The 21,714-nt window shown below is 40.4% G+C and carries 15 protein-coding genes; 5 read left to right on the plus strand and 10 right to left on the minus strand.

Annotated elements, in window-relative coordinates; all coding sequences use genetic code 11:
• Positions 1 to 280: 280 nt before the first annotated feature.
• The 7 genes from HMPREF0650_RS08400 to HMPREF0650_RS08420 form a co-directional block, all read right to left on the minus strand.
• Positions 281 to 958: a hypothetical protein gene (locus HMPREF0650_RS08400; RefSeq protein ID WP_040562982.1), complete on the minus strand. Its 678-nt coding sequence runs from the start codon at positions 956 to 958 to the stop codon at positions 281 to 283.
• Positions 959 to 963: 5 nt separating this feature from the next.
• Positions 964 to 3,972 (minus strand): HsdM family class I SAM-dependent methyltransferase, encoded by a 3,009-nt coding sequence (locus HMPREF0650_RS08405; RefSeq protein WP_211205582.1) that lies wholly within the window; start codon positions 3,970 to 3,972, stop codon positions 964 to 966.
• A 129-nt stretch (positions 3,973 to 4,101) separates the two neighbouring features.
• Positions 4,102 to 4,428 (minus strand): phospholipase D-like domain-containing protein, encoded by a 327-nt coding sequence (locus tag HMPREF0650_RS12790; protein WP_245543486.1) that lies wholly within the window; start codon positions 4,426 to 4,428, stop codon positions 4,102 to 4,104.
• The gene (locus tag HMPREF0650_RS13555) at positions 4,374 to 4,547 is read right to left on the minus strand and encodes a hypothetical protein (protein WP_004350014.1); all 174 of its coding nucleotides are present in this window, start codon (positions 4,545 to 4,547) and stop codon (positions 4,374 to 4,376) included. Before HMPREF0650_RS13555 ends, HMPREF0650_RS12790 begins: the two co-directional genes overlap by 55 nt.
• A gap of 574 nt (positions 4,548 to 5,121) precedes the next feature.
• A complete protein-coding gene (rpsA, locus tag HMPREF0650_RS08410; protein WP_004350015.1) occupies positions 5,122 to 6,897 on the minus strand; it encodes a 30S ribosomal protein S1 in 1,776 nt (591 codons plus the stop codon).
• Positions 6,898 to 7,814: 917 nt separating this feature from the next.
• The gene (locus tag HMPREF0650_RS08415; protein WP_004350016.1) at positions 7,815 to 8,219 is read right to left on the minus strand and encodes a hypothetical protein; all 405 of its coding nucleotides are present in this window, start codon (positions 8,217 to 8,219) and stop codon (positions 7,815 to 7,817) included.
• A gap of 93 nt (positions 8,220 to 8,312) precedes the next feature.
• Entirely contained in the window at positions 8,313 to 8,498 is a 186-nt protein-coding gene (locus tag HMPREF0650_RS08420) for a type II toxin-antitoxin system HicA family toxin (RefSeq protein ID WP_040562968.1), read from the minus strand.
• 432 nt (positions 8,499 to 8,930) lie between these two features.
• On the opposite strand from HMPREF0650_RS08420, the gene HMPREF0650_RS08425 reads away from it, so the two are divergent.
• Complete coding sequence (locus HMPREF0650_RS08425) at positions 8,931 to 10,286, plus strand: DUF389 domain-containing protein (protein WP_004350018.1); 1,356 nt, start codon at positions 8,931 to 8,933, stop codon at positions 10,284 to 10,286.
• A 68-nt stretch (positions 10,287 to 10,354) separates the two neighbouring features.
• Here HMPREF0650_RS08425 and HMPREF0650_RS08430 read toward each other — a convergent pair whose 3' ends face one another.
• Entirely contained in the window at positions 10,355 to 10,780 is a 426-nt protein-coding gene (locus HMPREF0650_RS08430; protein WP_004350019.1) for a hypothetical protein, read from the minus strand.
• Positions 10,781 to 10,977: 197 nt separating this feature from the next.
• Between HMPREF0650_RS08430 and HMPREF0650_RS08435 the strand changes: the two genes are divergently transcribed.
• The 4 genes from HMPREF0650_RS08435 to HMPREF0650_RS08450 all read left to right on the plus strand — a co-directional run bounded on the left by HMPREF0650_RS08435 (position 10,978) and on the right by HMPREF0650_RS08450 (position 18,761).
• Positions 10,978 to 12,642, plus strand: coding sequence for a glycogen/starch synthase (locus HMPREF0650_RS08435; protein ID WP_004350020.1), 1,665 nt, complete (start codon positions 10,978 to 10,980; stop codon positions 12,640 to 12,642).
• Positions 12,643 to 12,668: 26 nt separating this feature from the next.
• Positions 12,669 to 15,230 (plus strand): alpha-glucan family phosphorylase, encoded by a 2,562-nt coding sequence (glgP, locus tag HMPREF0650_RS08440; protein ID WP_004350021.1) that lies wholly within the window; start codon positions 12,669 to 12,671, stop codon positions 15,228 to 15,230.
• A 222-nt stretch (positions 15,231 to 15,452) separates the two neighbouring features.
• Positions 15,453 to 17,915 (plus strand): phenylalanine--tRNA ligase subunit beta, encoded by a 2,463-nt coding sequence (pheT, locus tag HMPREF0650_RS08445; RefSeq protein ID WP_004350023.1) that lies wholly within the window; start codon positions 15,453 to 15,455, stop codon positions 17,913 to 17,915.
• A 120-nt stretch (positions 17,916 to 18,035) separates the two neighbouring features.
• On the plus strand, positions 18,036 to 18,761 hold the full coding sequence (locus HMPREF0650_RS08450) for a YebC/PmpR family DNA-binding transcriptional regulator (protein ID WP_004350024.1): 726 nt from the start codon (positions 18,036 to 18,038) through the stop codon (positions 18,759 to 18,761).
• A 210-nt stretch (positions 18,762 to 18,971) separates the two neighbouring features.
• Here the strand turns inward: HMPREF0650_RS08450 and HMPREF0650_RS08455 are convergent, their stop codons facing one another.
• Complete coding sequence (locus HMPREF0650_RS08455; protein WP_040562971.1) at positions 18,972 to 19,838, minus strand: endonuclease/exonuclease/phosphatase family protein; 867 nt, start codon at positions 19,836 to 19,838, stop codon at positions 18,972 to 18,974.
• 33 nt (positions 19,839 to 19,871) lie between these two features.
• On the minus strand, positions 19,872 to 21,698 hold the full coding sequence (locus tag HMPREF0650_RS08460) for a RagB/SusD family nutrient uptake outer membrane protein (RefSeq protein WP_004350028.1): 1,827 nt from the start codon (positions 21,696 to 21,698) through the stop codon (positions 19,872 to 19,874).
• Positions 21,699 to 21,714 lie beyond the last annotated feature (16 nt).

Below are 21,714 nucleotides of genomic sequence, written 5' to 3' on the forward strand. Positions count from 1 at the left end.
TGTCATTAGTGTTTACCTCCTACTCGATTAGTCTGAAAGGCGGCTAATATTGGATGCTTATAATGCTTATGTTGTTTGTTAGGGTGAAAGACGGCTGATATTGGATGCTTACATTATAGACGAGTTGCCCACTATCTATTTCCGTGGTCTTGGCAACCTGATTGCGACCGCCCGAAGCAACTAAATATATACCCCCATTTCCCAGCTAATAACTGGAAAATGGGGATACTTTTAGTATGTGGGTCGTTTCTGCAACTGATGGTTACGAAAGCAAAAGTTATTAACTGTTTTGAGACTTTGAAAATTGTAAAAAATAGTGATGTAATACATAATTATTTAGATGCACTGATATATAGGCTTCTTCTAAATACGGAACTTCCAACTTTTTCTTTTTCAAGGTTTCATCACTTCTCGTCGCCTGAAGTAATATTTCATTTATATTCTCTACTATTCTCGTTGGTGTTCCCTCTATTATATAGCCAAGCATACAACCATTAGATGGATATTTTCCCGAAATAAAATGGTCTATACCTGTAGATATGTATCTTTCTTGTATTTTTTTTGCGCTTAATTTTGATTTTCGTCCCTGTTTGGTACAATTATTCTCTATTAAGTTTTTTGCTTCAACAAAATAGCATACTCGTTTAGTTGCGTCAATCCAATTAGTGGATAGTTTTAGGTCGATACGAGATGCAGACTTAGCACTTTCTTTATTGTTGAGTATAGCTTTATGATATAGTCGGCACTCATCCGAAACATTAATATTCCACGCTATCGCTTTTTCATTCTCATCTATATGAGTAAAAATATTAGCCGAAATTGTTTCCTCGTTCCAATCAACGGTTATATTGTTTGTATCCTTTAGCCATTTATATGCTTCTCCAATTAAAATCAAACAATTAGTTCGGAAGCTATTTTCAAAATCGCTAATAATGTCATTATTAAGATTCCCTGCCATATTCATTATTTAGCCATGTTGATAATATCCGCTATCAATGAAGAGGCATCTTCCATAGCTTGAGTTCTAGTCCAAAATCTCTTTTGATTGGGTTTGATTAGATAAACCGTATCTTTATCATAATATTTTAGATGTTTTTGTACATATATGCTATGCATTTTTTTTTGGACTGTATATTTGTCTATTTCTTGTAGCTGTTTCCTAAGTTCGGTAATGTTTTTTATTTCAATTTCTTTTACTTCTTTGCCGAAATGTAGAATGACTAAATTTAACGGGTCATTTAATTGTACATCATATATAGTTGCTGAAGCCTTTGTGTCCGATGATAATAAAAATGAATTTATATCATTATATAAAGTTTCTGCATACGTTCTGTTTTCGGACAATTGAGTTCGCCTAAAACCAATAGAGTTATGTCCATCTCTAAATAGTCCTAAGCCAAACAACATTGTATCTTCTATTAGAGCAACTTCTCTATCAGACAATGAGAAATGCTTAATAAACTCATTAAATATATTTTGTTCTAGCTCTTTAATTTTTGCATCATTACCAATTACATTTTTCTTGAGTAAAACAATTTTATCAAAAGCATTTGCTATGTTTTTTAGTATATGAGGATCTATTGAGAAAAATGGAGATGGTAGCTCTAATAGTTCATTTAGCAAAACACGTTCTCGTTCAATTCCCCATGATGACGCAGTTAAAAATAATATGTATTTAGCAATATCTGAATTTAAATATGAAACTAAAAATTTTTTTTCATCTAACTTTTCATCCGTTGAATTTATAATGAAAGCACCAGTGGTACAGTATCTTTTTTTCTCAAAAAGAGAACATGCTATTTCTGTATTGTGTTGTCCCTCTTTGAATATTACAAATGGAGGATAAAATAATTGTTCGTTGTTTTTTCTGTAAAATTTTGTATTGGATTGTGTAGATGTATCGGGGTCTGTGAAATATCTTTCAATACATTCTGTTTTTATCATTTGCTTGGGAACAAAATCAGGATTGTCACTATCTGCATTTAATCCTCTTCCATAAATCCAATTATCAGTTTTGTCAAAATAGTCTTTTAAAGTCGTTTTTTGAAGTTTTTTCAAAAGCCTAAAATTATTAAAATTACCCCACAATGCAACTTTCCAAATTTTAGAATTTGGATTCTGACATTCAATCCTAGGTAATTCTTTAATATCGCTATTATCAATGACAACGCCATCAATAATACTTGATTTTATATAGGTTTTAGGAGCCCAATATTCTATTGTCTCAGAAATGGTTTCAGGAGCAATATGTTGAAAATAAACAATACTTACAGGTCCTACTGCGGACGCAAATAATTGTCCGCCGAAATGCTTTGGTGTTTTGCGGAGTATAGAAAGATTATATACTTTTTCGACATAATTAGCATTGAATAACCATTTTCTGAAATTTTGATATGGTTTTTGCGTATTTGTCAACACTTTTGAATTGAAAATTAAAGCAATCTCTCCTGTTGGACAGAATTCAACCGATTTATGAATGAATGGAAGTACATACTCATTTGAAAATTTATATTTGGAACAATACTCTTTGATTGTTTGCGGTAAGTTTTTAGTCCCAAAAGGAGGATTACCAATAATTAAATCAACTTTTGGGAAAAGATGCGTGTCCACTTCTCCGATTGTGTCTTTTCTCCATAAATTTCGCCCTTGATTTTTGATATTTGTATCTTCAGAATCAAAAATCAGATAAGGTAATTGATAGTTAGTTTCAATCCAAAGGGTTTTAGGGTCTAATTCATCTATCAATGCTAAATATAAACTAAATGCAGCTACCTTAATGGCAGTTTCATCTATTTCTATTCCATATATATTGTCTAAAAGTAAATTCTTTAATTTTTCAAAGCTGATTTTATTAGTATTATTAGCATTTTTCCATCTTTTTATAAGACGTTTGTAACTTTCAACTAAGAAAATACCCGAGCCACAAGCTGGGTCTAAAATTTTCACATTGTAGTTACTCTTACTGATAGGAAGTTTATCAGAAAGGATAAGTTCTACCAAATTATATGGCGTGTAAAACTGACCACGCTCATGTTTTAATTCCCCTAAGAAATTCTCGTAAATTTCGCTTAATAATTCAATTTGTATAATCTCAAAATTAAACAATCTCCAATTCTTAAATAATGTTTCATCATCTGATATATTTCCATCTATAAAACATCTCTTAATAAGTTTAAGGTGATTGTCGGTTACTAATTTTTTCTCATTAGGTAAAACGGGAGTAACATTTCCATTGAAATGAATCTGTACCTCTTCAAATAGCTTATATGTTGCCTCTTTGCTGTTAAGGATATCGAAATAACTTGAACAATCGCTTTTGATTTTTGTATATAAACCAGCTTCGTTGGCTGCTCCCTTATCTTCCAAAAATAAAATAAAGAGAGACCGCATTAAAAGACTATGGATAACTTTCTTGTTTAAACCATCTTTTTCTAATGCTTTAGCTGTTTCACTAAGACTTTTTACCAAATAAGCATCTATTCTGTTTTGTAAATCTATCTTTTTTCGTATTTCTGGCTGTTTTGTCCATAATAACCCGTTATCTACTCCTATACGAGAAAAAATCTCCACAAGGATATTTAAGGTATCGACATCCGATGATGTCGTATCATAACGTAATAATTCTGCATTATTTAATTTTAAATTAATATCGTCCCCTCCCTTTATATAGGTTGGCTTTTCGTAGCAGTTATAGATTCTTATTTCTGTTTCAGATAATGCAAATAACAAAATAACCTTTCGATAATTCCATGCTTTATGCTGAATAGCAGCAATACGCCTTAATTCGCCATTGTTACTAAATGACTTTATGTTTACAAATAAGACCGCAGGATGATTTCCTGAAAAGTAAAACTTATCAGCTTCAAGTTTTACTAAATCAGCATAATAAGGGTGTAAGTTAGCTATTTCTGAATTGGTTGTCAGAAATTCGGATGTATATCCTAATTGGTTATATATATTATCATTTTGCATAATCAATCGTTGGCTATTATTGAATGGATATAACAATCCAAAAATAAACAGCATTACAAATGTAGTACATTCCTTTCATAAAAGAGTAGTTATCCTGTGAAAAAGCTCTGTCCTTACAATATTTTAAGTCTACACCGATCCCGGTACGGGTCGAGCTGTAATGCGGACAGGATCTGTTTCAAGGTAATTAAGTTCAGAATTGCCCGACAATCCCTTCTTTGTAAAATTAGAACTTCCTATGATTCCAAAAGAATTCGAGGTCCCAGAGAATATATAGCATTTGGAATGTAGAAACTCCTCCTTGTTGTCTGCATTCTTCGTATAAATACGTATCTGAATTTTTCCAATCTCACAATAGGTTAGTAATAGATTAATAACGCTCTTATATTTCTCTATGATTTCTATTTTATGTATATCCGTTCGAATAAAATCATAAGGATAAGATTGCGATTGCAAACGTATGCGTTGGTAATACTGAAACTCATGCCCAACTCTTTTGCGAGCCATGTTTGGGTGATACCTCGCTTCTTCAAATGCTCCTTGATGAGGTTGCTGTGCTCTCTCTTCTGTCTCATTAGGTGATTGTTTATCTTGATATTAGTAACAAAGTTATGAATTTATACTGAATCAAACGAAGAAAAAAGAACTTTAACGCTATTAAAAATAGTTTTTCCAATGAGAGGACAAAGAAGTAATCGCTTAAACAATCAATGATGATTGAAAAACAATGTGTATTAGCCCGAAATAGTTCACTTTTTGAATGTATATTGAACGTTTCTGATAGTCTTTGATTTCCCTATAGTTTCCGCTATCTCTCTGGCTCTTGGAATCACATCAAAAGTCCTTTATTTTGCATCGTCAGAGCTGATTGAATGGTCTATGTGTAGGGGCTAATACCAAACCTTTAGCAAACTTTTTTATTTTCACTGCCTATCGTCTAACTGTTGATTGTCTTCTGCGTCCCTCATGCATTGCCATCATTGCTGAATTTAAGGCTGAAAAAGATTGTAATAAAAAGGGCTTGATTCCGTGTGAGGAATCAAGCCCTAAGTTCTTATGATCAAATAAGTTTTTTTCTCAAATAACTTTTAGCGGACAGCAATAGAAAAAAACTGTCCTGTTTAAAAGGAGCGTGAGAAAAATACTTAATTATTCTCCTTTTTCCATGTCTGCTTTCAACTTGGCAAGCACGTCCAAGTCACCAAGACTTGTTCCTGCTGTCACATTGTTGATTTGTGGAATATCATTCGATTTCTGGGTGGTAGAGTGCTTGCGTGCAGGTTTCACGTCATCTTTCACATCTTCGAAGGTGCGGCTGTGTGAAAGAATGATACGCTTGGTCTCCTTGACAAACTCAATTACCTTGAATTCGAGTTCTTCACCCTGTTGTGCCTGTGTTCCATCTTCCTTCACAAGATGCTTAGGTGTGGCAAAGCCTTCACCACCTTCATTCAGTGTGATAACAGCACCCTTGTCCATCATTTCGGTAATCTTACCGGTATGAATAGAACCTGGTGTGTAAATCGTCTCGTAGGTATCCCAAGGATTCTCTTCCAGTTGTTTGTGACCGAGAGAGAGACGACGGTTCTCTTTATCTATTTCGAGAACTACGACATCGATGGCAGCACCTACTGTTGTAAACTCTGAAGGATGCTTTACCTTCTTAGTCCACGAGAGGTCGCTGATATGAATCAAGCCGTCAACACCTTCTTCAAGCTCAACGAAGATACCGAAGTTGGTGAAGTTGCGAACTTTTGCTGTGTGCTTGCTGCCAACAGGATATTTCACCTCGATGTCCTCCCATGGATCGGCTTTCAGCTGCTTGATACCCAAGCTCATCTTACGGTCTTCACGATCCAATGTCAGGATAACAGCCTCAACCTCATCACCTACATGCATGAAGTCTTGAGCTGAGCGCAGGTGCTGGCTCCAAGACATTTCACTGACGTGAATCAGTCCTTCTACACCAGGAGCAATCTCTACGAAAGCACCATAGTCGGCCATCACAACAACTTTACCCTTCACCTTGTCACCTACCTTGAGGTTTTCATCAAGAGCATCCCATGGATGTGGGGTCAACTGCTTCAAACCGAGGGCGATACGCTTCTTCTCATCATCAAAGTCGAGGATAACCACATTGATTTTCTCGTCCAATGAAACCACTTCGTGTGGATCGCTTACGCGGCCCCATGAAAGGTCTGTGATGTGTACCAATCCGTCCACACCGCCAAGGTCGACAAACACACCGTATGATGTGATGTTCTTGACTGTACCTTCAAGAATTTGGCCTTTCTCAAGTTTGCTGATAATTTCTTTCTTCTGTGCTTCCAACTCAGCCTCGATGAGTGCCTTGTGTGAAACAACAACGTTGCGGAATTCCTGGTTGATTTTCACTACCTTGAATTCCATGGTCTTGCCTACGAACACATCGTAGTCGCGTATAGGATGAACGTCAATCTGGCTTCCTGGCAAGAAAGCTTCGATGCCAAACACGTCAACAATCATACCACCCTTCGTGCGGCTCTTGATGTAGCCCTGAATAATCTCATCGTTGTCGAGGGCTGAATTGATGCGATCCCAGCTCTTGGTAAGACGAGCTTTTTTGTGAGAAAGAACCAGTTGGCCTTTCTTGTCTTCCTGGTTTTCTACATAAACCTCAACCTTGTCACCTATTTTAAGGTCTGGGTTGTAGCGGAATTCTGAAGCGGGAATGATTCCATCGCTCTTGTAGCCAATGTCAACAATGACCTCTTTTTTGTCAAGGGCGATAACGGTTCCTTCTGTCACTTGGCGCTCACTAACCTTGTTCAAGGTTTCATCGTAAGCCTTTGCCAAGTCTTCTTTGTTGGCGTTTACGTTTGTACCATTTTCAAACTCATCCCAATTGAAGTCCTCTAATGGTTGAACGTTCTTTAAATCTGACATAAAATAATTAATGTTTAAAATTTAATAAAGTTAGACTTTATGTGAATAAATAAATCGGGTGCAAAATTACAACAATATAATGAGAATCAACGGGTGTTGTTTGTAAAACATATCGATAATTACATTATTTTAACTAATCGGATGAGCGTAGTGCATTTTGTAAGCACGGGTTCATTTTAGATATTCATCCTGTAATCCCATTTTTTCGTTTGATACATCTGAATTTGATAGGAATAGCAAATTTATTACATGAAGCAGTTATGGGTGGCCATTTGTGGAAATTTTTCATGATACTGACCAAAAATAGATGGTTGTGTTAATAAATCTTTCGTTTGTTAAATTGATTCGTTATATTTGACAAAGTAAAATCGCGAAATAGACAAAAAAAGACGAGTTTTTAGGATTTTGGAGTCTTAAAATTACCATCACTGGTCCCATTCACATCGGATTAATCGGCTATAAGCATGCTTTTACCGACCAACTTACATGATTTTGCTTCCCGATTTGCATCTTATAACAGGCTTATTTTGCCCAACTACGGGATTTTTTCTGTAAAAACACATCATCTTTTGAATGTATCTTCGGTTCAAGAGGCGCATAAATCATTAATAATCAATCTGCTATCAAAACCGCTTAAAATTTCGCATATTCCCGGCACATGGACACGTTGGTTGAAAAAACGTCCGACATTTGTGTTAAAAAGTTGTGGCCACAAACAGATATTTCAGTGGGAAAAACAAGATTTGCTAAGGTGCGTAACGTTTTTACTCCCTTGATGCGGAGGTCAGAATGATTGAGATAACTGACAAATGATTCCCCTGAAAATTTCTACTAAGCTTAAAAGCCGCCTACACTCACGTGCGGACGGCTCAAAGAGTTCATTTAAAATATTGAAGCACAAAGCATTCAATGGTTTATCAATAGACCTTTGCCATTTCCATTTTTTTGGCAAGCGACTTGATACCTTTCACAATTCTTTCCTTTCGTTCCTTGCTTGGTCTCCTAACACCAGTGGTGTATTGGCGCATGACCGCCGAGCTGATGCCTATTTCTCTTGAAACGCCTGCGACATTGATAAAGTCGTAGTAGTTGAACAACGCCCCAATGTCAAAGGTGTATTCAATCTCGATGGGCGAAACTTCGATACCATCCTCTTTCAAGTCTTCTTTGGTGTCGTTCCAGCCTTGGAGCATATCGGCAATGGCTGCATTGGCCGTATTGCCCTGTCCAAGCACACTGGCATTGACGCTTTTTACTTTCATGTAACAGGAGAAGTTCTTTTCACCCACTTCTCGCTCTACTCTTGCTATTACCTTTTCCATGTCATTAATCGTTTATTCATTAAAAAAGTTCAATCACACCCGTACCCATTCGAAGAAGATATGCCGCCACCTATTGTGGATGGCGGCTCTCTTTTACTCGTTCAAAAGGTCGTCAAGAATAGACCTTGCGGTATTTTCCTTGATTTCCTTGCTCCCGTGCCTCGGCACACTTGTTCTCGCCCCTGTCTTGGGGTTTATCCAAATGTCATGCGAAGCCCCATGTCGTTTCAAAAGGCACCCCGCCTTCTTCAACGCCCGAATTAGTTCAGAATGTTTCATGATGTAAATGAACTCTTTGCCTTTATAGCAGTGCAAAGATAACAAAAATGTAATCATATGCCAAATTTTTGCTATCTTTTTTGTAATCACACTGTGTTTTTAACGTTTTTTTGGAAGGACGTTCCAGTTAATCGAATGAACGCAAAAATTATATTGTTAACCGAGATAGTCGTGTGTTCAGACCACCGCAGGAAGACTTCTCGTTAAGCCAGCACACAGGGTTGTATCTCGTCATTTAGACATTCGAATGAGTTAATGTGGCGGTTTGTTGGTGAGTTCTTTTGAAATTGTTATCTTTGCAAAATCATAAACGAACAAGTGTGGGTGTGCATCTTTTAGGAAAAGAATGGACGCTCCAAGTGTTCAACACTTACAGAAATAACAGCACGTCACAAGATAGAATAACCTTGTAGTTGCGAAATATCATACAAAATGGAAAAGATTTCGTTGAAGGCATATCTGAGGCAGTATTTCGATATGTCAGAGAATCGTGAGAAGGAAGAGGATGTTGTTGATGAAATAGCATCGGGCGTAACCTTTAAAGGAGCTAACCTTTGGATTCTAATTTGTGCCGTGTTTATTGCTTCTTTAGGATTGAATATCAATTCTACGGCAGTCATCATCGGCGCCATGCTCATTTCACCACTAATGGGACCTATCTTAGGCATGGGTTTAGCAGTGGGCATTGATGATTTGCCGCTGCTGAGACGGGCCGTTAAAAACTATATGGTGGCGACCATTATCGGTATCATCACAGCAACCGTTTATTTTTTATTAACACCTTTTCAGGGCGTACAGTCAGAGTTGTTGGCGCGTACCGAGCCTACTATTTACGATGTTCTCATCGCCTTCTTTGGTGGTGCGGCAGGTATTGTAGCTGCGTCTATCAAAGACAAGGGTAACGTCATACCCGGCGTGGCTATTGCCACTGCATTAATGCCTCCACTCTGTACGGCAGGATATGGTGTCGCTACGGGAAATTTGGCCTTTTTTGCAGGTGCTTCTTTATTATATTTTATCAACACCGTCTTCATTGCCGTGGCAACCACTTTCGGTGTCTTCTTGTTGCGTTTCAGACGCAAACATTTTGTAGATCCTCAACGTTGTAAATTTGTGCATCGTATGATTTTAGCCATTGCTATTTTAACGATGATTCCAGCGGGATATATGACTGTACGAATGATGCGAACCAGCTTGTTTGACAAGCAGTTGAGTAACTTTGTTCAACATAGTTTGAACTGGAAAGGAACACAAGTGATTTCGCAACATCTATATGGAGACAGTGTATTGCAAATCGTTGCTTTAGGTAAGGAGGTTACGCCAGAGCAAAAGAAGAAAGCGCAGAAGGAACTGAATGAGCATTCGCGGCTGAAACATCTAAAACTCGCTGTGATACAAGGTAACGAATCTGCTGATTTAGCATCCGAAAGAGGAAATCTTTTAACCATCTCGAAGAATCGGGAAAAAAGCGTCAAGGTACTTCAAGAGCAAGCTGTTGAAATCAAGAATTTACGAGAAAAATTGGGGAAAATTGATTCCTATTCACAACTGAGTGTGGATATGTTTAACGAGATGTTGGTGCTATATCCAGGTGTGCAATCGTTGGTGTTGTCTCCAGTTGTCGAAGCTAATTTGGATACCACAACAAACGAGCCTTACCTTTTAGCCATCGCTCAATTTAAAGTGAAGAAGCCGCTGACGAACCAACAGAACAATCAAATGCGCCAATGGATTCAGAAGCGCACGAACGAAGAAAGTGTAAAGTTGGTGATTACCTATACCAAGTGATGAACATGTGTGGCTGAAAGTGTTGAAATACAAAGAATTATCAATAAGCTCGGCCCCGTTGTAGGTACCTATTCTTTCGGGATGAATACCAATGTTTTGGCCAGTTTTTTCCATTTTCTTTGACGTGCAATTTTCATGTTGCTGCCTTCCACTTGCTTCAACGTGTAGGTGTTGTCTTTGTTAAAGGTTAAAGTGGCCACTAGGTCTTCGCTACCATAGTCATTGGTAATTGCCAGTTGAGCCGTGTTTTTATGAATCTTGGCCGATGTAAACAACCATTTTCGTGAATCGATGCTATCACCCATGAAGCCTGGAAGTTCACCAAAGATTTCCTGTCCAGGTACGGTAACGTTGTTTTCGTACAAATTCATTTTGATGTATATTCTGTACTCCGCATTACCTATGACACCCTTGAAGGGCTGCTTTTGCGCGTTTTGTGCTGTCGCCAACAAGCTTAGAAAGCATAAAATAGGAAGAAATAGGTACTTTTTCATCTTTTGTTGATTTTAGTTATGTACAGAAAGGCACGGGTAAGGGTTGCGTTAGATGTCCCTAACTGGCCAATACGCTACCTGTTATTGCAAAGTTACTGTTTTATATCAATAAAACGCTTGTATTAAGAAAATTAAAGAACCTATCGTTTGGATTTCACCTTTTTTATATTAACTTTGGCCATCATATTATGATTCTTATGACTAAGGACTTGTTGCGTCCCGACTATATATTTGAGTCGAGTTGGGAAGTTTGTAATAAAGTGGGAGGTATTTATACCGTTCTTTCTACACGAGCAAAAACATTGCAGGATCAATATCCGGACCGTATCATCTTTATTGGTCCTGATTGTTGGAAAGAACAAGACAATCCATATTTTCAAGAGGACAGCTCTTTGTTCGCAGATTGGAAGAGCAAAGCCGCTGATGACGGATTGACATGCAGAATTGGCCGCTGGTCGGTTCCAGGACATCCGCTTGCCATATTAGTGGATTACCAACCCTTTTATGCACTAAAAAATGAGATATATGCCCAAATGTGGGAGTGGTTTCAGGTGGACAGTCTGCACGGTTATGGCGATTATGACGAAGCTTCTATGTTTTCGTATGCAGCCGGCAGGGTGGTGGAGAGCTTTTATCGCTTTTATCTGGACAAGACCACGAGGGTGATTTATCATGGAAATGAATGGATGACCGGCATGGGATTGCTCTACATTCGCCATCAGGTACCCGAGATTGGCACGCTTTTTACAACCCATGCAACGAGCATTGGGCGAAGTATCGCGGGAAACAATAAACCCCTGTACGAATACCTGTCGGCCTATCACGGAGACCAAATGGCCGAGGAACTCAACATGCAGAGCAAACATTCGATAGAGAAGCAAACCGCACATCACGTTGATTGCTTTACAACCGTAAGTGAGATTACTGCCAACGAGTGTAAGGAGCTGCTGGATAAACCCGTTGATGAGATATTACTCAATGGTTTTGAAGACAGTTTTGTGCCACGAGGGCAAGAGCTGACGAGCAAACGTAGGCAGGCAAGAAAGCGAATCATAGAAGTTGCTAATGCTTTGATGGGCAATACTTTTGAAGACAATGCTTTCATTGTTTCTACAAGTGGGCGATATGAGTTTCGCAACAAAGGCATCGATGTCTTCCTAGAAGCCATCAACCGCTTACGGCTGTCGCAAGATTCTTTATCCCGTAAGGTGCTGGCCGTAGTGGAAGTGCCGGCTTGGGTGGGCGAGCCGCGTGCCGACTTGATAACAAGGTTGGCGTCGGGAGAATCGTTTGATGCGCCCTTGGAGCATCCTATGTTAACCCACTGGCTTCGGGACATGCCAGGCGACCGCATCCTTCAGATGCTGGAAGCGTTGAATATGCATAACGCCGAACATGACAATGTGAAAGTGATGTTTGTTCCGTGCTACCTCACGGGTGATGATGGCATTTTAAACCTGCCATATTATGATTTGGTTGTGGGCAACGACCTGTGCGTTTATCCTTCTTACTACGAGCCTTGGGGCTACACGCCGTTGGAGGCTATAGCATTTAGTGTGCCTTGTGTTACAACCGATTTGGCAGGATTTGGTTTGTGGGTTAATCGAACAGTCGGAACGAACAGTGAGGTTGAGCATGGTGTGAAAGTGATTCACCGTACTGACAACAACTACTCTGAAGTGGCCGACGAAATCAAGCAAACCATCATGCAGCTGTCAAAGTTATCACCAAAAGAGGTGAACATGATACGCCGGCGAGCAGCAGATTTGTCAAAAAAAGCGTTGTGGCAACGGTTTATTAAGCATTATGAGACAGCCTACCATCAGGCTTTGTCACGCGTAGAGAATAGAATAATCAAGTAAGAAAAAAATAAGAAAATTAAAGATTTATGAAAATTAAGACGAGCAATGTTAACGCTCCACAGTGGAGGGAGTTGACAATCAAATCAAGATTGCCCGAACAACTGAAATGTTTGGACGAATTAGCACATAACATGTGGTTTGGTTGGAATCACGAAGCGCGTAGTCTCTTCAAGAGTCTTGATGAGAAATTATACGAAGCAGTAGGGCACAACCCCGTGCTGTTGTTGGAGCGCCTTAACTATGACCGCAAAGAAGAGATTGTGAACGATGCTAAGTTGATGAAGCGTGTCAAGGACGTGTATGCCCAATTTCGCGCGTACATGGACGTAGAACCCAATAAGAAGCGTCCTTCGGTTGCCTATTTCTGCATGGAGTATGGTATTAACCAGATATTGAAAATCTATTCAGGAGGTCTGGGTATGTTGGCTGGTGACTACCTCAAAGAGGCATCAGACAGCAATGTAGATATGTGTGCTGTAGGCTTTTTGTATCGTTATGGCTATTTCAAGCAGTCACTCAATATGGAGGGTAAACAGATTGCTCAATATGAGGCACAAAACTTTAACTCGCTTCCCATTGAGCGTGAGGTTGATGAAAATGGCAACCCCATCGTGGTTGACGTACCCTATCTCGATTATGTGGTGCATGCATACGTATGGCGTGTGAATGTGGGTCGCATCAAATTGTACTTGTTGGATACTGACAACGACTTGAACTCAGAGTTTGACAGATCCATTACTCACGCTCTGTACGGAGGTGATTGGGAAAATCGACTCAAGCAAGAGATATTGCTGGGTATTGGTGGTATTCTCACTTTGAAGAAGCTGGGCATTAAGAAAGACATCTATCACTGCAACGAAGGCCATGCGGCGCTGTGTAATTTGCAACGTCTTTGTGATTACATTGAGAGCGGACTGACGTTCAATCAGGCAATGGAACTGGTGAGAGCATCCTCACTGTACACCGTGCATACCCCCGTTCCGGCAGGCCACGACTATTTTGACGAAACCCTTTTCGGAAAGTACATGCAAGGCTATCCACAGCGTTTGGGTATCACATGGGATGAATTCATTGGAATGGGACGTCAGAATCCTGACGATCATACAGAAAAATTCTGCATGAGTACCTTTGCATGCAATACCGCACAAGAGGTTAATGGCGTAAGCAAGTTGCACGGATGGGTAAGCCAAAAAATGTTCGCTCCTATCTGGAAAGGCTCTTATCCAGAGGAGAGCCATGTAGGATATGTGACCAATGGTGTACACTTCCCAACATGGACTTCGACAGAGTTTCGTGACCTTTACGACAAGTACTTCGACAAGTCGTTTATGAGCGACCAGAGCAACGAAGACATTTGGCACGCGTTTCTGAAGATTCCGGATGAAGAGATTTGGCAAACGCGCATGAAGTTGAAGAATAAGCTGGTGAAGTATATCCGCGAGAAGTTTACCGAGAATTGGTTGAAGAACCAAGGCGATCCGTCACGCGTGATGTCACTGCTTGAATGTATCAATCCAAATGCGTTGATGATAGGTTTCTGTCGTCGTTTTGCAACCTATAAAAGAGCGCACTTGTTGTTTACAGACATCAATCGGTTGTCAAAGATTGTGAACAACCCAGAACGCCCTGTGCTGTTCTTCTTCTCGGGCAAGGCCCATCCTGCAGATGGAGCAGGTCAAGATCTCATCAAACGTATCTATGAGATTAGCCAGCGCCCAGAGTTTTTAGGTAAAATCATCTTCCTGGAAGATTACGACATGCATTTGGCCCGTAGACTGGTTTCTGGTGTAGATATTTGGATGAATACGCCTACGCGTCCACTCGAAGCCTCGGGTACGTCTGGCGAGAAAGCCGAGATGAATGGTGTTGTCAACTTGTCCGTGCTTGATGGCTGGTGGGTAGAAGGTTACAGAGAAGGTGCCGGATGGGCTTTGCCTCAGAAGCGTACTTACCAAAACCAGGAGTACCAAGATCAGTTGGATGCGGCTACCATTTATTCGCTTTTAGAGAATGAGATTATTCCTATGTATTATAATAAGAATGAGGAAGGCTATAGCGAACAATGGCTTGACGTGGTGAAGAAATCTGTTGCGACGATTGCACCTCATTACACGATGAAGCGTCAGTTGGACGATTACTACGACAAGTTCTACGAGAAGCAAGCAGCTAGATTTGCTGAGTTGGCCGCTGAAGATGCCAAGTTGGCTAAAGAGATTGCGCATTGGAAAGAGACAGTGGCCGAGCGTTGGGATGCCATCCATGTTGTTTCAAAGGATACTGAGTTCTTGACAAACGGTGGCGAAACGGGTGTTGAATATCGTATTAAATATGTGATTGACGAACAAGGCCTGGAGGATGCTGTTGGTTTGGAGCTGGTGACACTGAAACCCTTACCCGATGATGAAGGTCGTGAGCTTTATCGCGTACGTCCCTTTGAGATGACAGGGCACGAAGGCAATCAATATACTTTTGAAGCAGTAATAGATCCTGATGATGCCGGCACCTTTAAATCATGCGTGCGTATGTTCCCAAAGCATAAAAACCTGCCACACCGTCAAGATTTCAACTATGTAAAATGGCTTGACTAACTTGAGGTGATTGAGTTTGTATTAGAGGGTGTGTCAAGTATTTGACATGCCCTCTTTGGTTTATTCCATCAAGCGATTCGGTCGTTTGCTCGTGCATCGATGTATTATCTTTTCCTCAAGATAGGTTTTGTGACACTCATTTTTGAACAAACATTTGTAAGGGTCTTGTTTTTTTAGTAATTTTGCAATGCTTTACGAATACACTTAAAATTCATCTATCTAATGAATATTTCATATAAATGGCTTAAAGAATATGTCGATTTCGACTTGACTCCGCAGGAAGTTGCGCAAGCCTTAACTTCTACAGGGCTAGAAGTGGATGCCTTGGAAGAAGTTCAAAACGTCAAGGGAGGATTAAAAGGACTTTATATTGGGCAGGTGTTGACCTGTGAAATGCACCCCAACTCCGATCACCTCCATATCACGACAGTAGACTTAGGGAAGGGAAAGCCTCAGCAGATTGTATGTGGCGCCCCCAATGTGGCTGCTGGGCAGAAAGTCATCGTAGCCGACCTTGGCTGTATTTTATATGATGGTGATGATTCGTTTACCATCAAGAAAAGCAAATTACGAGGCGTAGACTCATTCGGAATGATTTGCGCCGAAGACGAAATTGGTGTTGGTACGTCACATGAGGGTATCATTGTGTTGCCAGAAGATGCCCCTGTTGGCCAGCCTGCTGCTGAATATTATAACCTTGAGAGCGATTGGATTATCGAAATAGACATCACAGCCAATCGGTCTGATGCTTTGTCTCATTACGGTGTAGCTCGTGATTTGTATGCATGGTTGAAGCAAAATGGGTATCAAACCAGTCTGCATCGTCCGTCTTGTGAAGATTTTAAGGTAGATAATGAAGACTTGCCCATTGATGTCAAAATCGAGAATACAGAGGCCTGCAAGCGTTATGCCTGTCTCTCACTCACGGATTGTGAGGTGAAAGAAAGTCCGGAGTGGTTGCAGAACAAGCTGAAAGTAATCGGCTTGCGACCCGTCAATAACATCGTTGACATCACAAATTATGTGATGATGGCTTACGGACAGCCCATGCATTGCTTTGATGCCGACATGGTTGAAGGTCATCAAATCGTGGTGAGAACGCAGCCGGAGGGGACCAAGTTTGTGACCCTCGATGGTGAAGAGCATACTTTGGGTGAACACGATTTAAGCATTTGCAATGCAGAACACCCGATGTGTATTGCCGGAATCTTCGGTGGAAAGGGTAGTGGTACCTATGAAACAACACGCAATGTTGTTTTGGAGAGTGCCTATTTCCACCCAACCTGGATTCGCAAGAGCGCACGCCGGCATGGTTTGAGTACGGATGCAAGCTATCGCTTTGAACGTGGTATCGATCCTAATGGCACGATATACGCATTGAAGCAGGCTGCGATATTATGTCAACAACTCGCGGGGGGTAAGGTTAGCATGCAGATTAAAGATGTGTATCCTACACCTATTGAAAACGCCCATGTGTCACTTTCATACGATTATGTGAACGGTCTCATTGGTAAAGAGATAGAGCCAGACGTGATTAAGAGTATCTTGGATAGCCTGGAAATGGAAATCAAGAGCGAGAATCCACAAGGTCTGGATTTGTCAGTCCCCGCATACCGAGTTGACGTTCAGCGCCCCTGTGACGTCGTAGAGGATATCTTACGTATCTATGGCTACAACAATGTTGAAATTCCAACACAACTCAAGAGTTCGTTGGCCATACAGGGTGATGAGGATAGGGCTGCCCATTTGGAAAACCTGGTTGGTGAACAGTTGGTTGGATGTGGTTTTCATGAAATTCTGAACAATTCGCTTACCAAGACGTCTTATTATCATGATTTGAACCGTTACCCAGAGGAGGCAACCGTAAAGATTATGAATCCTTTGAGTACCGATTTGGGTGTGATGCGCCAGACGCTATTGTTTGGAGGCCTTGAAAGCATCATGCGCAATGTGAACCGTAAGCAAACAAACTTGCGCTTCTTTGAGTTTGGTAACTGCTACCAATATGTAGCAGAGCGAGAGAATGAGGAAGATCCGATTAAGGCATATCAGCAAGCTTATCATTTAGGACTATGGGTTACTGGTAAGCGTGTGGAAGGAAGTTGGGCACATGCAGATGAACCCAGTTCATTTGATGAATTGAAAGCCTATGTTCAAAATATTTTTGCCCGGTTAGGCGTGCCTTCTGGCATGTTGGTAACAGAAAAAAGTGACAACAACATCTTCTCTCATGGTTTGAGCATCATGAATCGAGGAGGGAAAATCATTGCTGAATTGGGTGTTGTTTGTAAAAAGTTGCTAAAGCAGGTTGATGTATCCGGTGAAGTTTATTTTGCTGAAATCAACTGGACGGCACTTATGAAATTAACTCGTAAGAATAAGGTTGAGTACAAAGAGCTGTCCAAGTATCCTGCCGTTAGTCGCGATTTGGCCCTGTTGATAGATAAGCAAACAGAATTCGAACAAATAGAAAAGATTGCTTTCCAGACAGAAAAGAAGTTACTGAAGCGCGTTGAGCTCTTTGATGTTTACGAAGGCAAGAATCTGCCGGAAGGCAAAAAGAGTTATGCCGTCAATTTTATCCTGCAAGATGAACAAAAAACATTGAATGACAAGCAGATTGACGGAATCATGCAGAAACTTATTAAGAATCTCACAGAAAAGCTTGGCGCCGAACTTCGATGATTCGGTTGCCATGGTTTTGTGAATATAAACGTTCATATATCATTAAATAATCAACATTTAGGTGCGAAAGTTCTTCGTCCTAAACCTCTTCAGTGAAGAGGATTAAATATTTTTATTCCAATGGGAAGAGCATTTGAGTATCGTAAAGCAACGAAGCTGAAAAGATGGGGCCACATGGCTCGTACATTCACGAAAATAGGTAAACAAATTGCAATTGCAGTAAAAGCCGGAGGACCAGATCCTGAAAACAATCCCGCTTTGCGCGCCCTCATAGCCAATGCCAAGCGCGAAAACATGCCGAAAGACAATGTTGATCGTGCCATTAAGAATGCGATGGGGAAAGATCAAAGCGACTATAAATCGGTCACATACGAAGGGTATGGTCCTCATGGAGTGGCTATCTTGGTAGATACTTTGACGGACAATACCACCCGAACCGTTGGGGATGTGCGGTCTGTATTCAATAAGTTCAATGGCAACTTGGGGACAAGTGGTTCACTGGCATTCCTCTTTGACCATAAAGCCGTATTCACCTTTAAGAAGAAAGATGGCTTGGATATGGATGAACTGATTCTCGACCTCATAGATTATGGTGTGGAAGATGAATATGATGAAGATGAGGAAGAAAACGAAATAACCATCTATGGTGCCCCCACGAGCTTCGGTGAAATTCAAAAGCATCTGGAAACGGACGGTTTTGAAGTGACAGGTGCTGAGTTTACATACATCCCGAACGACTTGAAAGACGTTACTCCCGAAGAGCGTGAAACGATTGATAAAATGGTAGAGCGTCTTGAAGAGTTTGACGATGTGCAAACTGTTTACACCAATATGAAACCTGAATAACAGGAACATGTTATAGAGAGTGCGTCAAGTTTGGCGCATTCTTATTTAGTATGACATGACCGGCATACACGAAAATAAAAGGAGATAAACTCCTAACACTTATGGTTAGTGCTTATCTCCTATATAATAGCTGTCGCTAACATTGGATTTAGTTTCTTAAAGCTGCAAGAACTTGCTGAATTGAGTAGAGGACTAAATCCTGAAAATTCTTTAAATTCCTGCCTTGACCATTACTGGATAGTGGTCTGATGGAAACTGACCATATGGTATGTCATTTATAACACCATACTTTTGTATGCTTACATCTTTCGTAACAAAGATATGGTCAATACGCTGATCTTTACCTTTTTCTCTGATTTTCCATCCATTTGATGTGCCGTAAGTTCCATAAGGTGGCTGTATTGATATTTTGTATGAATCGAGTAGCAGACCGTCATTTAGCAATATTCTAATGGGTTCGCTTTCAGGCGTTGCATTGAAATCGCCAGTGGAAATGACCGTTGCATTGGTTCCTGCGATGGATTTGATTTTTTGCAGCAACAATCGAGCTGATTCTCTTCGCGCTATTACTCCTTGATGGTCAAAATGTGAGTTAAATAGAAAGAATATTTTTCCTGAGATTTTCTCCCGGAATTTTCCCCACGAACAGATTCGGTTGCAGCATGTAGCATCCCATCCTAATCCAACTTTCTCTGGAGTTTCCGAATACCAGAAATTTCCCGAGTCGAGGAGATCAAATCTATCTTTTCGATAGAAAATGGCAGAGTGTTCGCCCTCGTCACCTCCATCTCGTCCCTCACCAATCCAAGCATATTGTTTTAATTCGGCAATTTGGACCAGCATGTGTTTGAATCCTTCTTGTGTTCCAAAAATATCAAACTCATGAAAGCGAATCAGTGATTTGACTAACTCTTTTCGGTTTGACCACTGGTTAGCTCCGTCTGACTTAGTGTCCATCCGTAGGTTAAATGTTGCAACATTGATGTATGCTTTGGATTCTTGTCCTTTTTGAGCAAAGCTAAGGGTAGTGCAGCTCAGAAAAACAGCAAGAATTAAGATGAAATATCTATTTCTCATAATTGTAATCTAGTTTCTTTAATATTTTAATTTCTACCATCCTGGGTTTTGATGGAGATTATTATTTTTCTGTATGACTACCTCTGGGATTGGGTAAAGGTATTGGCGAGCGGGCCAATCACGTCCTTTGATGTTGTATTTGAGCAGATAGCCTGAACCTGCCTGAACCACGTTGAGAACATTGTTCTTCTTCGTACCAACATATACTCCAATCGGTGCATATTTGGCATCATCGATTTTATCGGTCTGATAAAAATATACATCAGCCTCCCCATCGCCATTCATGTCGAGAGGGGTGTTTAAGGCAGGTATGTATACACCTTCCCAAGGATCATCAACCCACAGATGTGCACAGTTCCATCGTTTTAAATCGTTCATTCTAAAACCTTCCAAACAAAGTTCAATGGCACGCTCACGACGTATTTCAAGGATGGTAGCATCATTTACATCAGGATAATATGCAGCGATGTAAGGTTCAGGCGATGTAGGTTTCGCAGTTAACGTTCCTGTTGTTGGGGTGCCTCCAGTAATGCCAGCACGCATTCTAAGAACTCCTATCGTTTTTGCCCAGTCTTCATCAGTCAAAGTGTTAAGTTCTGCTTTGGCTTCGGCATAGTTGAGCAGAACCTCGGCAAACCGCATCAGTGGAATGTCGTTGTCGTTGGTGCGTGCATCATCGTAAGATACGTCGTCCATCGTATATTTGGTGTATTGGTAACCTGTTAGAGAATGTCCTGAGAAATTGGCTGCCGTAGGAACATAATTGCCAGTAGGGTCCATGCGGGTGAAGTCATAACCACGGATGGTTTGATTTAATCGCAGATCACGATTAGTTGTTTCTTCTACAAATGTCTTGAAACTGCCATCATTTTTTGTCTCACGATAGGGACTACCGTCTCGGTTGAGGTAAGTCTTAGCAAATTTTCTTGACATGCATAAGTGAGGACCATACGTGGAAGAGTTGAACCACCAATTTTGTTCTCCCATCTGCAATACTTTGTCTGTAGCTATGGCCAGCATTACTTCTGTTGTCACAGCATTGTCGGCAATAAACAGCTGTCTATAAGAACCGCGCCCATTTGTATAACTTGTACCTGTATATATTTTATACGGCCCTTTGTCAATCACCTCTTTGGCTGCTTCAGCGGCGAGTAGATAGAGCTGTTTTGGTGAATATTTCGTACAACCTGTGCGAGCAATATCGAGTTCGTCTGTTGCATGGTATTTTCGCCAAGCTGCTTCGAATAAGCAAACTCGTGACTTGAAGGACGCAGCTGTCCACTTGTTCACAGTTGTTGAGTTTTTGGTAGCATCTACCTTATTAATATAGTTATATGCATAGTCGAGATCATCAATGATGTGTTCAATAATGACATCACGCGTGTCTTGCGAATTAAAAAGGTCAGGATCTTCACTGTTGTTAAAAACCTTTTGTATCCATGGCACCTCGCCATAACTCACTAACTTGTTAAAATAGAATCTGGCACGAAACAGTCGAGCAATTCCATTATAATGGTTTCTGATATTCTCACTGACAGCTGGGTTGGTATTGTTTTCTAAAAAGAAGTTGATATTCCGTAAAGCTCCCCATGACCAGCTGCTGGATGAGTTGGTGGTATAAGCGCCGACTTCCATGCCGCCAATTTGGTTTTTTGCGCTGTAATCGCTCGTTGCATCTTGCTTGAATGCACTGGAGTAGTTTGGTAAGTCATTATAGAATGAGTATGCGTAGGTTTCAAGTCCTTTTGCGGAAGAAAACACCATGTTAACCGAAGCGGAAGATTGTGGCTCTTCGTTCATGTCACAAGATGATAAGAGGAAAATTCCCAATATCGAGAGGCATAAAAAATTTTTTTTCATATCTGAAGTTCTTTGT

Source organism: Hoylesella buccalis ATCC 35310 (genome assembly GCF_000177075.1).
Classification (GTDB): domain Bacteria; phylum Bacteroidota; class Bacteroidia; order Bacteroidales; family Bacteroidaceae; genus Prevotella; species Prevotella buccalis.

What these genes read in the sequence shown, in the direction of transcription:
- HMPREF0650_RS08405 (WP_211205582.1), bottom strand. Translation starts at nt 3,972, where the DNA reads ATGCAAAATGATAATATATATAACCAATTAGGATATACATCCGAATTT.
- HMPREF0650_RS08450 (WP_004350024.1), top strand. Translation starts at nt 18,036, where the DNA reads ATGGGAAGAGCATTTGAGTATCGTAAAGCAACGAAGCTGAAAAGATGG.
- HMPREF0650_RS08420 (WP_040562968.1), bottom strand. Translation starts at nt 8,498, where the DNA reads ATGAAACATTCTGAACTAATTCGGGCGTTGAAGAAGGCGGGGTGCCTT.
- HMPREF0650_RS13555 (WP_004350014.1), bottom strand. Translation starts at nt 4,547, where the DNA reads ATGAGACAGAAGAGAGAGCACAGCAACCTCATCAAGGAGCATTTGAAG.
- HMPREF0650_RS08425 (WP_004350018.1), top strand. Translation starts at nt 8,931, where the DNA reads ATGGAAAAGATTTCGTTGAAGGCATATCTGAGGCAGTATTTCGATATG.
- HMPREF0650_RS08400 (WP_040562982.1), bottom strand. Translation starts at nt 958, where the DNA reads ATGGCAGGGAATCTTAATAATGACATTATTAGCGATTTTGAAAATAGC.
- HMPREF0650_RS08430 (WP_004350019.1), bottom strand. Translation starts at nt 10,780, where the DNA reads ATGAAAAAGTACCTATTTCTTCCTATTTTATGCTTTCTAAGCTTGTTG.
- HMPREF0650_RS08455 (WP_040562971.1), bottom strand. Translation starts at nt 19,838, where the DNA reads ATGAGAAATAGATATTTCATCTTAATTCTTGCTGTTTTTCTGAGCTGC.
- pheT (WP_004350023.1), top strand. Translation starts at nt 15,453, where the DNA reads ATGAATATTTCATATAAATGGCTTAAAGAATATGTCGATTTCGACTTG.
- rpsA (WP_004350015.1), bottom strand. Translation starts at nt 6,897, where the DNA reads ATGTCAGATTTAAAGAACGTTCAACCATTAGAGGACTTCAATTGGGAT.
- glgP (WP_004350021.1), top strand. Translation starts at nt 12,669, where the DNA reads ATGAAAATTAAGACGAGCAATGTTAACGCTCCACAGTGGAGGGAGTTG.
- HMPREF0650_RS08415 (WP_004350016.1), bottom strand. Translation starts at nt 8,219, where the DNA reads ATGGAAAAGGTAATAGCAAGAGTAGAGCGAGAAGTGGGTGAAAAGAAC.
- HMPREF0650_RS08435 (WP_004350020.1), top strand. Translation starts at nt 10,978, where the DNA reads ATGACTAAGGACTTGTTGCGTCCCGACTATATATTTGAGTCGAGTTGG.
- HMPREF0650_RS08460 (WP_004350028.1), bottom strand. Translation starts at nt 21,698, where the DNA reads ATGAAAAAAAATTTTTTATGCCTCTCGATATTGGGAATTTTCCTCTTA.